At 37.2% G+C, this 14,287-nt stretch carries 16 protein-coding genes; 13 read left to right on the top strand and 3 right to left on the bottom strand.

The features are described 5' to 3' along the window. Positions 1–101: 101 nt before the first annotated feature. Positions 102–884, top strand: a complete 783-nt coding sequence (gene modA / locus MLD65_RS10720) for a molybdate ABC transporter substrate-binding protein (RefSeq protein ID WP_243291867.1) — start codon at positions 102–104, stop codon at positions 882–884. Beyond that, complete coding sequence (gene modB / locus MLD65_RS10715) at positions 884–1,546, top strand: molybdate ABC transporter permease subunit (protein ID WP_243291927.1); 663 nt, start codon at positions 884–886, stop codon at positions 1,544–1,546. The genes modA and modB overlap by 1 nt, the downstream gene beginning before the upstream one ends. Positions 1,547–1,868: 322 nt before the next feature. Here the strand turns inward: modB and MLD65_RS10710 are convergent, their stop codons facing one another. Next, on the bottom strand, positions 1,869–2,714 hold the full coding sequence (locus MLD65_RS10710) for a YitT family protein (protein WP_243291866.1): 846 nt from the start codon (positions 2,712–2,714) through the stop codon (positions 1,869–1,871). 85 nt (positions 2,715–2,799) lie between these two features. On the opposite strand from MLD65_RS10710, the gene MLD65_RS10705 reads away from it, so the two are divergent. The 4 genes from MLD65_RS10705 (at position 2,800) to MLD65_RS10690 (ending at position 7,238) form a co-directional block, all read left to right on the top strand. After that, positions 2,800–3,258, top strand: coding sequence for a GNAT family N-acetyltransferase (locus tag MLD65_RS10705; RefSeq protein ID WP_243291865.1), 459 nt, complete (start codon positions 2,800–2,802; stop codon positions 3,256–3,258). A gap of 74 nt (positions 3,259–3,332) precedes the next feature. After that, entirely contained in the window at positions 3,333–4,424 is a 1,092-nt protein-coding gene (locus tag MLD65_RS10700; protein WP_243291864.1) for an AI-2E family transporter, read from the top strand. A 335-nt stretch (positions 4,425–4,759) separates the two neighbouring features. Beyond that, entirely contained in the window at positions 4,760–5,128 is a 369-nt protein-coding gene (locus tag MLD65_RS10695) for an ArsR/SmtB family transcription factor (protein WP_243291863.1), read from the top strand. Then, positions 5,121–7,238, top strand: coding sequence for a heavy metal translocating P-type ATPase (locus MLD65_RS10690; RefSeq protein ID WP_243291862.1), 2,118 nt, complete (start codon positions 5,121–5,123; stop codon positions 7,236–7,238). The genes MLD65_RS10695 and MLD65_RS10690 overlap by 8 nt, the downstream gene beginning before the upstream one ends. 146 nt (positions 7,239–7,384) lie before the next feature. Here MLD65_RS10690 and MLD65_RS18100 read toward each other — a convergent pair whose 3' ends face one another. Continuing rightward, positions 7,385–7,513 carry a hypothetical protein gene (locus tag MLD65_RS18100; RefSeq protein WP_279326040.1) on the bottom strand — a complete coding sequence of 43 codons (129 nt, stop codon included), beginning with the start codon at positions 7,511–7,513 and terminating at the stop codon, positions 7,385–7,387. Between the two features lie 758 nt (positions 7,514–8,271). Between MLD65_RS18100 and MLD65_RS10685 the strand changes: the two genes are divergently transcribed. From MLD65_RS10685 to MLD65_RS10655, 7 genes are all read left to right on the top strand, one after another. Then, positions 8,272–8,991 (top strand): DUF4176 domain-containing protein, encoded by a 720-nt coding sequence (locus MLD65_RS10685; protein WP_243291861.1) that lies wholly within the window; start codon positions 8,272–8,274, stop codon positions 8,989–8,991. Beyond that, positions 8,975–9,199 (top strand): hypothetical protein, encoded by a 225-nt coding sequence (locus MLD65_RS10680; protein ID WP_243291860.1) that lies wholly within the window; start codon positions 8,975–8,977, stop codon positions 9,197–9,199. The genes MLD65_RS10685 and MLD65_RS10680 overlap by 17 nt, the downstream gene beginning before the upstream one ends. Before the next feature lie 27 nt (positions 9,200–9,226). Beyond that, on the top strand, positions 9,227–9,535 hold the full coding sequence (locus MLD65_RS10675) for a YwqI/YxiC family protein (RefSeq protein WP_243291859.1): 309 nt from the start codon (positions 9,227–9,229) through the stop codon (positions 9,533–9,535). Further along, the gene (locus MLD65_RS10670) at positions 9,532–11,166 is read left to right on the top strand and encodes a hypothetical protein (RefSeq protein ID WP_243291858.1); all 1,635 of its coding nucleotides are present in this window, start codon (positions 9,532–9,534) and stop codon (positions 11,164–11,166) included. Before MLD65_RS10675 ends, MLD65_RS10670 begins: the two co-directional genes overlap by 4 nt. Positions 11,167–11,177: 11 nt before the next feature. Further along, positions 11,178–11,573, top strand: coding sequence for a CDI toxin immunity protein (locus MLD65_RS10665; protein WP_243291857.1), 396 nt, complete (start codon positions 11,178–11,180; stop codon positions 11,571–11,573). A gap of 641 nt (positions 11,574–12,214) precedes the next feature. After that, entirely contained in the window at positions 12,215–12,613 is a 399-nt protein-coding gene (gene tnpA, locus MLD65_RS10660; RefSeq protein WP_243291856.1) for an IS200/IS605 family transposase, read from the top strand. 11 nt (positions 12,614–12,624) lie between these two features. Further along, positions 12,625–13,737, top strand: a complete 1,113-nt coding sequence (locus MLD65_RS10655) for a transposase (protein WP_243291855.1) — start codon at positions 12,625–12,627, stop codon at positions 13,735–13,737. A 292-nt stretch (positions 13,738–14,029) separates the two neighbouring features. Here the strand turns inward: MLD65_RS10655 and MLD65_RS10650 are convergent. Next, positions 14,030–14,287, bottom strand: a 258-nt coding sequence (locus MLD65_RS10650; protein ID WP_243291854.1) for a transposase, incomplete at its 5' end; no start/stop codon positions are given.

Genomic DNA, 14,287 nt, shown 5'->3' with positions numbered 1-14,287 from the left:
GTCCCCATTTCTTATTTCTCCCTTAAAAATGAACATAGTATATATGCAAACATTTGATATGATATATTAGAAGAAATAACGAGTAAAGGAAGACGATTGAAGTGAAGTCGTTAATAAAGAAAATGACGATGTTCGCTATCATACTACTTTTTGTGAGTGCATGTAGTGGACAACAAAACAAACAAGAAAAAGTTGAAATTACTGTTTCAGCAGCAGCCAGCTTACAAGAAGCGATGATGGAATTGATAGCAGCCTTTGAAAAAGAATATCCATCTGTAACGGTTCATGTAAACTTCGGAGGATCTGGTGCTTTAAAACAACAAATTTCAAAAGGAGCTCCTGTTGATTTGTTTTTTTCGGCGGGAGAAAAACATATAAACGAACTAGTAGCTGAAGGGTTACTTTCAAAAGAATTAACCATCAATGTGGTGAAAAATCAACTTGCACTCATTGTTTCTGAGGATGTTAAACAAGAAGTAAAAGATTTAAAAGATTTGCAGAAAGTTCAGCAGATTGCAGTTGGCAATCCTGAAACAGTGCCAGCTGGTCAATATGCAAAAGAAGCCCTAGAGCAATCTCGTTTGTGGGAGATATTAAAGACTAAAGTGGTCACTAGTAAAGATGTTCGTCAAGTGTTAACGTATGTTGAAACAGGCAATGTCGATGCAGGGATTGTTTATAAAACGGATGCATTATTAGCGAAAGATGTTATTTCGTCAATTCCGATAAATGAAACACTTCATTCTCCGATTGTTTACCCGCTGGGAGTCGTAAGCACAACAAAGCATGAAGCGGAAGCAAAGCAATTTTTACACTTTATCCAAGAAGAAAAGTCAGTTGAGATCCTAAAAAAATTCGGATTTAGTGAGTTGAACGAAACGTGATAAATGAACAAATTGTAAATCCTATTATACTTTCTTTTAAAGTCGCAGCACTCGCAACAATCTTTGCATTCCTAGTTGGTACATTCATGGGTAAATGGATGTCCAGAAGATCGTTTCCCGGGAAAAATATAGTGGAAACGTTTTTCTTATTGCCCATCGTTTTGCCGCCATCGGTTGTCGGCTTTTTGTTAATGATCGTCTTTGGCAGAAACAGTATCATCGGAAAAGGGATTGAATGGCTATTTCATCAACCTGTTATGTTTACAGCGACAGCTTGTGTTATTGCCTCAACGGTGGTGGCATTCCCACTCATGTATCAATCGGTTAAAACAGGTTTTGAGTCCATTGATTTGAGAATAGAAGAAGCTTCTCGCGTAGATGGGGCGAATGAGTGGCAAACATTTCGATTTATTTCGTTTCCACTGGCCAAAAAAGCCATTTTATCAGGAATTGTCTTAAGTTTTACAAGAGCGTTAGGGGAGTTTGGCGCAACATTAATGTTTGCGGGGAATATTCCAGGTAAAACCCAAACGATCCCAACTGCCATTTACGTGGCAATGGATACGGGAAATATGACGCTCGCATGGACACTCGTTTTAATTATGATCTTAATATCTCTTCTGTTACTTACAACGGTTCAAACAATATCAAGGGAAAAGTGAGAGAAAGACACTTTGTTACATCTTCTGTGGGGCTGTCCGAAAAGTAGTATTTACGCCCCGAATTCTAAAAAAGTAGACATCAAGAATGTTGATTTTACAGCATTCTTGATGTCTTAATTTTGGCGTGGTTTACACAAAAATGGACTTTTTAGACAGCTCCTTTTGTTTTAGGATCAGAATTTATATTTTGAGAAAGTATTCAGGGGTAAATGGACTCTTCGATGTCTAGCTCCAGCGCCTATCCTCTCGAGTCAAAAACGTGACGCCGTAAAGGCAAAAAGCGCCTTTTCATCGCGGGATGATCAAGGCGCTTGCGCTTTTCTTAGTCTTTTGAAAACGGCAAATAGCTCGTTTTTTTAACATTCGATGTTTCAGAAACATAGGCTGCTTCAATGACAGCACTCGGATCCATTTTCAGGACGGTTTCCTTTACTCTTGGGTAAGTAAAACGGTTTGTAATGCAATAAATGATGAGGCGACGTTCATTTGAGTAACCACCAACTGCTTGTAAGTATGTAATGGATAGTTTTAAGTTTGACATTAAATGTTCACCGATTTCTTCGGATTTATCAGAAATAATCATAATCGATTTCCCTTGATTTAAGCCGTCTAATACAAAATCAATCATTTTCGTCACGATATAAAAGATGGCTAATGAAAACATCGCTTGCTCAATGGAAAAAATGAACGCAGCAAATGTAAAGATGACCGCATTAATTGCTAATAAAAATGTACTAATCGGGATTTTAAAATGGTTATGAAACCATACCGCTAACATTTCTGTGCCGTCTATTGCTCCGCCAAACTTTACGACAATTCCAATTCCTAAGCCGACTAACAATCCTCCATAAAGGACTATTAATACATCTGAATCGGTAATAGCCGGAAATGGTGTTAACCAAATTAAGCCGATTGTCGTGACAATATTGGCATACATTGTACGAATGACAAACGGTTTACCAACATCTTTTGCTGTAAAAAGAAGGATTAACATATTTAAAGCGAGAAAAATGATAAAGATTGGTGTTCCAAATAAATGGTTCATCATAATCGCGATAGCGGTAACACCGCCATCTACTAAGCTATTTGGTGCTAATATTAATTCAATACCAACAGCCACGATTAAGGATCCAATGGTTAAGGATATATATTCCAACAACCGATTCACGACATCACCTTCCAAAATCAATCTACTATCATTATATCGAAATTTTTTTTGGATAAAATCAATTTTTAGATTAGGGGCAATGAAGTTGATTAGAAAAATAGATATAACGAAGAAAAAAATGGCTGAACATGTTTTATGTCTACAGAAAAAAGCATATGAAGTGGAAGCGGAATATTTAGGGTCAGAGAAGTTACCGCCACTCCGTGAAACATTAAGCTCTTTGCTGCTTTCTGATGAGCATTTTTACGGATATTTTTTGAATAACGATTTAGTTGGGGCGATTGCTTATGAAAAACAACCTCATATGATTACGATAACAAGAGTCATGATTTCTCCTCTATACTTTCGGAAAGGAATAGCTTCTCATTTAATACAATATCTTTTGAAACTTGAGGGGGATCAAAACGTATACTATGTGACAACAGGTACGAAAAACGTTCCTGCCATCAAATTATATCAAAAATTTCGATTTCAAGAGACAGTTCAATACATGACGAGGGAAGGAATAGCTTTAACGAAGCTGAAACGATTAAAAATGCTGTGAGAGGCAAAAAAGAATGATAATCTAATAATATGGGTAAAATCGTGAATAACGGAATCATTTAGGAGGAAAAATAAGTGTTTAAATCGAAAGTTCATTTTTGGACATTAGAAATTTTACTGCTCGTACTCATTATTTATTTTAGTACGAAAATCACCTTTTTGTTCAAGCCAATTGTCATCTTTGCAACAACATTGTTTTTTCCGATTTTAATCTCGGGGTTTTTATACTTTTTACTTAATCCGGTTGTCGTGTTTTTTGAACGAAGAAGAGTACCGAGGACGCTAGCCATTCTCCTTTTGTACGTTTTGTTTATTAGTGTCGTCTCATTAATTATAGGATCCATTGGACCGACGATTGTGAGCCAGTTTAATGATTTGATTGAAAACATGCCAACGTATATCGCGCAATCTAGAACTGTCATTGAAGATTTGTATCATAGTACATGGTTTCAGTGGGTTGTTTCACAGGAACTTATTTCCTTAGATAAAATCGAAAATACATTAACGAGTTACGTGTCAACGATTACACAAAATGTTTCTCAAGGATTTCAAGTCGTTTTCGGCGTCATCGCAAACATTACATTAATTATCGTAACGGTTCCATTTGTTTTATTTTACATGTTCAAAGATGGAGAAAAATTCCCACAAACAGTCGTAAAATTTTTTCCGAAAGATTATCGTCACGAAGTTCTTCGTATATTGAAAGAAACGGGGGAAACGTTGTCTACGTACATCCGTGGTCAAATGACTGTTTCTTTAGGAGTGGGTATCTTAGTTTTTATTGGATTTGTTTTAATAAAGTTACCGTATGCTTTACTCCTTGCTTTAGTCATTGCGGTGACAAACATTATTCCTTATCTTGGCCCCTTTCTTGGAGCAATCCCGGCTGTTATCGTTGGATTACTTGATTCTCCAGCAAAAGCGTTAATCGTCATTATTGTGATTACGATTGTGCAACAAATTGATGGCAATATTATGTCACCATTAATTATTGGGAAGCGATTAGATACACATCCATTAACGATAATCATTTTACTTCTCGTAGCTGGAAATATTGCAGGTGTACTTGGAATGATTTTAGCTGTCCCAACGTATGCGGTTTCTAAAACAATTATTATCAACTTATATCGTCTTATTCGACTTAGACAAGATATTAAAACAGAGTAATGAAAAGCGCCGAATTATGGCGCTTTTATTCTTAAAATTTAATATTTCTTGCATCTTTTTTCATGAAACCCCAATCTTAAAGATTAGAGCCCAATTTATGAAAGTAAAACCCAATATATGATAATAGGGCCCCAATTATTGAAAGTAACCCCCAATTTATGAAAATGAGCCCCAAATAAAACTGACCATTGAACAAGGCTCTTTCGCTTTTCTTGTACATATCCAAATAAAAAGAATAACTACATACAAAATTTCCGAATTCATTGACAAAATTCCAATTTATGCATACAATACATTCAAACGATTATTTGAACGTTTGATTGAGAGGGGAGTATATGAAAGAAAAAGATGTATGTGAAGTCGTTTGTATTGATTCGGACAAGGTCGAGAAAGTAAAAGAAGAATTAGAGCAAAAGCATCATCAAGATGTGGCCAAAATTTTTAAAGCGTTAGCAGATGAAACGAGAGTGAAGATTGCTTATTCACTCGTTATTGAAGAGGAGCTATGTGTTTGTGATGTGGCAAACGTCGTCGGTTGTTCGAACGCAACAGCATCCCATCATTTGCGATTACTGCGAAATTTAGGGTTAGCAAAATATCGAAAAGAAGGAAAGCTTGCATACTATTCATTAGATGATGATCACGTCCAGCAAATTATTGTTTTAGCTTATACTCATCAAAAGGAGTTGCAATCTCGTGAGTGAAGAAAGAGTTGTTTACCGTGTACAAGGTCTTTCTTGTGCAGGTTGTGCGAAAACATTTGAGAAAAATGTAAGAAGCATTGAAAGTGTGGAAGAAGCGGAAGTGAATTTTGGGGCATCGAAAATTACCGTTTACGGGAAAGCGTCAGTTGCAGAGTTAGAAAAAGCGGGGGCGTTTGACAAGATCAAAATATACCCGGAACATGAGGAACGTCAAGAAGAAAAAGAGCCGTTTTGGAAACGACATCTACAGACCATTCTTTCGGCACTCTTTTTAAGTATCGGATGGGTATTTTCTTTAATGAATGGGGAACAGTCCATTTTGTCAATTGGAGCGTTTTTCACATCGACTCTGATTGGTGGATGGAGGCTGTTTCAAGCAGGACTTCAAAACCTCATTCGACTCCAATTTGATATGAAAACGTTAATGACCATTGCCGTAATCGGTGCGAGCATTATCGGTGAATGGGGTGAAGGGGCAACGGTCGTTCTATTGTTTGCCATCAGTGAAGCATTAGAATCGTACTCGATGGACCGAGCAAGACGTTCGATTCAAACATTAATGGACATTGCTCCGAAGAAAGCGACGATTTTCCGCAGAAATAACGAAATGGTTGTTCATGTCAATGATATTCAAGTCGGGGACATTTTACACGTAAAGCCTGGTGAAAAAATCGCGATGGATGGAGAGGTTTTAGTCGGTTCTGCCACGGTAAATGAAGCGGCTATTACAGGAGAATCAATACCTGTCTTAAAATCAGTAGGCGATGAAGTGTTTGCTGGTACATTGAATGAAGATGGAAATTTAAAAATAAACGTAACGAAAACAGCGAAAGATAATACGATTGCAAAGGTGATTCAACTTGTAGAAGAAGCACAAGCCGAACGAGCTCCTTCTCAAGCCTTTATCGATCGTTTCGCCAAGTACTATACACCGATTATTATGGTTGTTGCCTTACTAGTCGCAATCATTCCACCGATTTTATTTCAAGCCGATTGGCAAACGTGGATTTATCAAGGGTTAGCTGTCCTCGTTGTCGGTTGTCCTTGTGCACTTGTCATTTCAACCCCAGTAGCTGTTGTGACAGCGATTGGAAATGCCGCTCGTAATGGCGTTTTAATGAAAGGTGGTATTTATTTAGAGCAGGCTGGAAAATTACAGGCCATTGCGTTTGATAAAACAGGTACGTTAACTGAAGGTAAACCAAAAGTGACTCATATTGATTTCCTTACAGGAACGATGGAAGACTTAGGGAAGATGGCAGCACTTGAAAACTTGTCACAGCATCCATTAGCGAAGGCAGTCGTCCAATATGCTCACGAACAACATCAACGATATGAAAAGATTGAAGTAATGGATTTCGCCTCAATTACTGGGAAAGGCATTGTCGGTACGATAGAAGGAAAAGAATATGTTCTGGGGAGCCCGAATTTTGTTGAAGAAAAATTAAAGCGGAACTACGCAACGTCTGTACGCTCCATCATCAAAGAAAGACAAGAAGCTGGAAATACCGTTATACTTTTTGCGGATAAAGATCAACTATTACTCGTTGTGTCGATCGCGGATACGGTTCGTCATAACAGCCAGTCCATTATTCATCAATTACACCAATTAGGTGTCAAGCAAACGATTATGTTAACAGGTGATAATCGACATACGGCAAATGCTGTAGCGAAACAGATTGGCGTATTAGAGGTAAAAAGCGAATTACTACCTCATGAAAAAGTTGAGGTGATTAAACAATTAAGAACAAAGTTTGACGATGTTGCGATGGTTGGAGACGGTGTCAATGATGCACCAGCACTAGCGGCATCAACCGTTGGGTTTGCGATGGGAGCATCGGGAACAGATACGGCATTAGAAACAGCGGATGTAGCGTTAATGGGTGATGACTTAAAGAAGCTTCCATTTACGATTCGATTAAGTCGAAAAGCTTTGGCCATTATTAAACAAAACGTCGCCTTTTCCATCGGGATTAAAATTCTTGCACTTCTTCTCGTCGTCCCTGGGTGGTTAACGCTTTGGATTGCAATCTTCGCAGATATGGGAGCAACACTGCTTGTGACGTTGAATGCATTGCGGTTACTTCGCGTGAGAGACATCGCTAAATAAAAAAAGCGCTATCCGAAAAGTAGTATTTACGCCCAAAATTCTAAAAAAGTAGACCTAAAGAATGGTGTAAAATCAACATTCTTTAGGTCTTAATTTTGGCGTGCTTTATCCAATTTAGACTTTTTAGGCAGCCCCTTTATCTAGGATTACTTTTTCTTTTGCTGACTTCTAGCCCGGTTTGCTGCAAGCTCTGCCGCATATTCCTCTTGGGTTTTTCCTTGCTTTTGGCTTTCAGATTGGATTTTTCTAAATTTACGATCATTTAAATTTGGCAACCTTTTCACCTCCTATTATGGACGTCGTTATTTTGTGCTTAAAAAGAAGAAACATTCGTGGAAGGATCGAATTGAAGGTATGAGAGAGATTTTTTGATTTTGTGTATAATTCATTATTGAGTCCTCCTTGGTTCTAAATTAAGGGTCCTTGCGCTGCAGTTTCGGACACCTCGTACTATACTAGGAGGGCTCTTTTTTGTTCAATCCTCAAATTTCTTCATTACAGAAATTTTGGGGTTATCACCAAAAGTCGGGGGTGATAATTTCTATAAAATATGTATTCACCTCAATTCCCTCATTTTTTGCAATATAAATGTTTGCAATGGCTAATAAGTTATGGATTTTGTCACCCCCAAGTGAACCACAAATTAGCTAAAACAATTAGCGAAGTGTCATGGTCACAATTAGAACAATGTTAGAGTACAAATGTAAATGGTACGGAAGCCAGATATGAAGTACTTCCTTCGATCAATAACCAAATTAAACACGCCTTATGGATTATATTTATCAGCTAGATTACATATTAGGATATTGTAAAAAGATAAAATGTTCCTATTTATCTATGAATATGTAAAATTTATACTATAGAGTATGGGGTTGGATGGGAATAATGAACCCTAATGTGTAATCTATTTAGGTGTTTTTTAAGCATTGGCCCAAGACAAATGACCGATATAGATGAGGATATTTTGGAGGGAACAGGGGATTTAAGACTCGAGAATGAATAAAGGGTATTTGAAAGTGAGTGACTACATTTGATGAACGAAGACTTAAAAAAGAAATTAAAAGCGTTGGCCATGGAAAAAGTGGAAAAGATTACTGGTTCCTTGGACAAGGAAAAGCAAATTGAATTCGGATTCATGATAAAAGATTTTTTTGATCTGTTCCTTGAAGATTTATCGGTTTTACAAGATTTATACCGCGCCTATAAAAAGTACATCCCATCGTTAGCCTTACATACTCACCATGGTGAACTATTCTATCAAAACGAAATGGACGTTTATACGATTCAATTTTTAGAGAAAAAATTTTCGGTACATGAAGAGGCTTATGCGGATTTGCTAGCTTACTCGATCGAGATGATGAGAGATGTATTGCCGTTAGGCTCTGTTGTTGAATTAGATCCGACTTATTTTAACCTCGAACAGCAAGGGGAGTCACCGGTGAAAATTGTCATAACTGGCCGGTTTATTGCCCAAAAGGGTTATAACGCTTATTTCCCGTATACAGGGATCGTCTACCCGGTCGGATTAATGAAGCCCGGTGCGCAAATTCATTTTACTCCATCATTAATTAAAAAGGTCATTCATCACGGATTTAAAGATGAAACAGAAGAAGCGTATCAATTTTTAATTAAAAAAGAGTTTATTTTAGATAAAGAGATGAAGTCCATTGAGTTTTCCGATGCTGACATGAAGAAGCTTCAAGAAGAACGATCAGTGATAAAAGAAGGTGACCGTAATGGGATTATACGATGATGAGTTTTGTCATAATATCGTTTATGGAACCTGGGATTTAGGAGTTATCCATCATTTACGGGATGCACTTCATGAAATTAAGAAAAATTTTGAGGAGATGGACCTTGAAAATGCATCGGTTGAACAAGAAATGGAAGAGATCATCGATCAAATGGTAACGGAATTAAGCGAGTTAATAGAGACGATTCAATCCGTTCACTTTAGCTAAATTCAAAAAGAAGGGATGATCCATAGCTTGGCTGCACCAACCATAAAAATCGATACGAACGAACTTCAAATGGTTTTAAATAAACTCGATACGGCGATGGATGAATTTACGAGTTATACGACAACGTTTCGAGAAAATACGAGAAATCAATTAAAAGGTTTTCATTCAGACTTCATCGATCAAGTAGATGCTTTGTTAGACAACATGAACGATGATATCAATACGGATTTATTGAAAACGATCAATAAGATTCATCAAGCAGGAGAAGAATTGCTGAAAAACATGAAAAATGCAGACGAAGGACTAGGTGAATCGATCAGGGGTGCACGTGAATGAAACGGGACTTAAAAATTAATTACGGCATCCTTGATAACATTATTGAACAGCTCTATACATACAAAAATGCGCTAGAAAACATGGAAGATTCCCTTTCGGATATTGCCGTCTTTATTGACAACAGCGAAGGAGAAAGCATTGAGGCATGGGATGAACTCCTCAAACATTCAAAGAAAAATATAAAAAGCTATAAAGCACAAATCAAAGATCTTTTATCCTTATTTGAAGGGTATGTCGCCGCTACGACAGAGCGTATCACACCGATTGCCAGAGATGCGATGATGAGAGTGGATCGAAATGACATTTGGGCGAATTTAAGTCAAATAGAGTCTGGGATCATAGGCAATGTCACGAAAGCTGCTACGAGAGCTGGTGAATCTCCCTCCATCTTCTCTTTTCGCTTGACGGAACCGACGGACGAGGAAAAAGAAAGAAGCCGTCAAAATAAAGAAAGGTTAGAGAGAATCCGTCAAAAAATCGAATCGTCCAAGAAAAAGCTGGAGAGGAAAATGGAGGAACTGTGGGACGTGTACGATTCGAAAGTCGTCCAATTTGAGAACGCGGATGATGACTATCATCATAAAGCAGCCCAAATAAAAGGTAAGTATACGAACTTTTTTGAAGGGGTATGGGATACTGTCGAAACTGTTTCAGAAGGCGCAAGGGACCTAGTAAAAGGAATCGTCGTTAGGGTTTATGAAATCGTTGTAGGAGTCGTCACGATCGTCGCAGACCTAGGGGTGGTTACCCTATCCGGGGCGATTCCGGACATCATCGAACCCGACTTTCTAAAAAATGAAGCAAATGAAACCATTGATGAATACACACAAACTGCTCTACAATTCATAACAAACCCAGTAAGTGTCGCCGAATCCTTCGCCCAATCCATAACAGACTCCGTAGAACATAACGGAATGATGTATGCAACAGGAAACATCTTGCCAAGCTTCATATCCGGAGTTGGCGCCACCAAAGGACTAAAAGCGGTTTCGAAAGTAAAAGGTGTCACGAAAGCTAAAAGCCCATCAAAAGTAGCAGGAAATCTCAAAGTCAACCTGAAAAAAGTTTATCCATACAGCCAAAAATATATCACGAATAAACTCACCCAAGCCAAGGTAGCCTTAAATTCATTACGTCACAATATCGGCAAAACAAAAGTTCCGGTTACCGTGGCAAAAGAAAGATACGTAACACCTGAGGGAATCGGAGTAAACAAATATACCCTTAAAACGAAACAACTGAATGAAATTAGTCCGCAAATGTTCTCGGTTTCTAAGAGTGACAGAGTAAAAACTAAGGGTATTGGAGGTAAAGGTGAACAAGTTTTAGATAAAGTCAAGACATATGAACAAGCATTAAATAAAGCACTAGACTTAGTAGGGGATTTAGGTCCAAATTCAAAGCCTTATATAGGAACTCTTAAGTCAAGTGCTGGGTATGGTCAAGTTGTTGGTAGACAGTCTGCAGACGGAAAAGTAAGATGGAGATTAGATTATGATCCAAACAAAGGGACACATATTAATATTGAAGATTTTCGAAATGGTAAAGGGGCTAATGCCCGGAAAATCGCTATCCCGTTTGAGGGGAACGAAAGGACCTTTAAATCTTTATTAAAACATTTAAATAGATAAGGAGAATTTGGATGAGTTTATTTGCTGAGTGTATTGAAGCTTTAGGTGAGGATGTACATGTCTTATCTGAATGTAATAGAGAGCAAGTATTACGCAATTTTGAAAGTTTTTTTCCATTTGCTGAGTGGGGGCGTATTGAATGGGAAAAAGTGTCTAATCATGCTGAAGTGAATACAGTTGATGAAGTAATCTCCTTTTTACACCAAAACATGGACGAATACAGCAATGTTGTTTATGTAATTTGGGACGAAGGGACATTACCATTAATTCAAACTACTTTAGATAAAGTATTTGAAGTTATAGATGACGTTACTGCTGTAAGTTTTGATACATGGATATTTTCACCTACTTCAGGTTATGTTATTGAAATATTTCATGATGGTGAAGTAAGAGTAGGATTAAAGTAAAATTGATTTAACCCTCAGTATAGAATTAATACTCCTCTTGTGAGGGCTTTTTTAGTGACGGAGTTCCTGATAAATAACTTTTAATGCAGAATTTTGAAATAATCCTTTAAACTCAATACAGTATTTTTTTTCATTTACATAGACGTATAACTACTTTAAACTGTATACCCTATCTTCAAATTGGTCGCGAAGATAGTATTCCTACAGACAAAATTTATGACTGGGGGAAATTGGTAGATGGGCAGATCCCCGATCTTGTGATGCGGGTATTGGTATACTCTACTATAATAACTGAATAATTGATTGATAAAATGTGAATGGATGACCATTATCTTCATCCCATTAATCTCAAGATACTTAGAGGATGTCCGAAAAGGAGTATTTACGGCCCAAAATCTAAAAAAGGGAGACCCAAAGAATGTTCATTTTACAAGCATTCTTTGGGTCTTAATGTTTAGTGACAATAAAGTCATTTAACGCACTTCCGAAAGAAGTCTCCCTCTTCAAGCGTGTGAAGGGCGTAGCCCAACGGTAAGGGGGAGATGAATTTCGGTTGGGCGAAAGCCCAAAGACTTTTTTATTTTGTCTTTTTTCTCAATATGGTATAATCAGTCTTATAAAGAATAAGGATTGATATAACAATGAAATTAGATAGTAACAATCATTCAGTGTTCTTAATGTATTACCACCTTGTATTAGTTGTGAAGTATCGAAGGAAAGTAATAGATGATACGATTTCAGACTATGCAAAAGATAAATTTGTGTCGTTGAGTGAAAAATACAACATCACATTAGTCGAATGGAACCACGATATTGACCATATTCATATTTTGTTCAAAGCACAACCTAACAGTGAACTATCGAAATTCATCAACGCTTATAAAAGTGCCAGTTCAAGACTTATCAAAAAGGATTTTCCTCATGTTCGTAAAAAGTTATGGAAAGAAATGTTTTGGTCAAGAAGTTTTTGTTTGTTGACGACTGGCGGCTCACCTATTGAAGTGGTGAAAAAATATATTGAAAATCAAGGGTTAAAGTGAGGTGATTTGATATGACTAAACAAAATAAAGCGTACAAGTTTAGAATTTATCCAACAGATGAACAGGCTTCGGTTATACGCAAAACTTTCGGTTGTGTTCGCTTTGTCTATAACAAAATGTTGGCAGAGCGAAAAGAAACGTATGAACGTCTAAAAGACGATAAAGAAGCGTTGAAGAAGCTAAAACACCCTACTCCTGCTAAATATAAAAAAGAATTTGAATGGCTAAAGGAAGTAGACTCTTTAGCGTTAGCAAACGCTCAACTAAACTTAGATAAAGCATACAAAGCCTTCTTCAAAGGGAATGCCAAGTTTCCAAAGTTCAAAAGTAAGCGACACAAACAAAGCTACACAACCAATGTTGTTAATGGGAACATTCAATTGTTGGATGGTCATATCAAATTACCTAAATTGAAATGGGTCAAAATCAAGCAACATAGGGAGATACCTTTTGAACACAAAATCAAATCCTGTACCCTATCAATGACTTCATCAGGAAAATACTATATATCTATTCTGGCAGAGTACGAGATGGAGATTGAAAGCAAGAAAATCGAAAAAGTAGTGGGGTTAGATTTTACGATGGATGGGTTGTTTGTCGATAGTGAGGGTAAGAAAGCCAATTACCCTAAGTTTTATCGACAAATGCTTGAGAAATTAGTAAAAGAACAGCGCAAACTATCTCGTAAGAAGAAAGGTTCTTCTAATTGGCATAAACAACGTATTCGAGTAGCTAAAGTTCAAGAGAAAGTCGCCAATCAACGAAAGAATTTCCTTCATCATAAATCAAAAGAATTAGTAACAAAATATGATGCTGTTGTGATTGAAGATTTGGATATGAAAGGCATGTCACAAGCACTTAAATTCGGTAAAAGCGTATCTGATAATGGTTGGGGAATGTTCACTTCTTTCTTGCAGTACAAACTAAATGAACAAGGGAAACAACTTGTCAAAATAGATAAATGGTTCCCTTCTACAAGAACGTGTTCGAAATGCGGTTCAGTAAAAGAAATCAAATTATCAGAACGTACTTATCAATGTACTTGTGGACTAAATCTTGATAGAGATTACAATTCAGCACTCAACATCAAAAAAGAAGGTATTCGCTTATTATCAAGCGCCTAATAAAATATAAACTCTTGGAACAAGAGGGTTAGCTTGGTCAATTTCGTCAGCTACCAAAAGTGGCGATTACCCAAGAAGCCCCCACTTCAAGCAACCCGTAAGGGGGCTAAGTGGTGGGTAGTTCACAAAACGGTAGAATGCGGGTTTATGCGATCACTTTTAAACAACTTTATTATTTTTTAAACGACTTTATTGTAAATTAAACAACTTTATTGTCATTCGACACTTAAATTTGGATTTTTTTCCTAATATAGACTTTTTAGGATCATCATCAAAAGTCGGGGTTGACAAACTAGCACCCTGTTTCTAGGCGGATACGCAAGAATAAATGTTTATCATTTCGATAGCCATATCCTCTCCGTTTGATGAGTTTTATTTTATTATTTGTCCCTTCCATTATCCCGGTTGATAAAGTCGATAAAATGGTATCGAGTATGGCTCTCTCACGGGAAACAAAGGTTTTCACGATGCTTGAAACGGCACCACATGCATGAAATTGAAAACGTTTTGTCCAATCAGAAAATCTTCTTTTCGCTTGTGGAAATGTTTT

The sequence above is a fragment of the Bacillus sp. FJAT-47783 genome, assembly GCF_022808615.1.
In the GTDB taxonomy this organism is placed as follows: Bacteria; Bacillota; Bacilli; order Bacillales; family Aeribacillaceae; genus Bacillus_BZ.
Note: the sequence above shows the minus strand (reverse complement) of the source record. Positions and strands in the feature narration are given on the sequence as shown.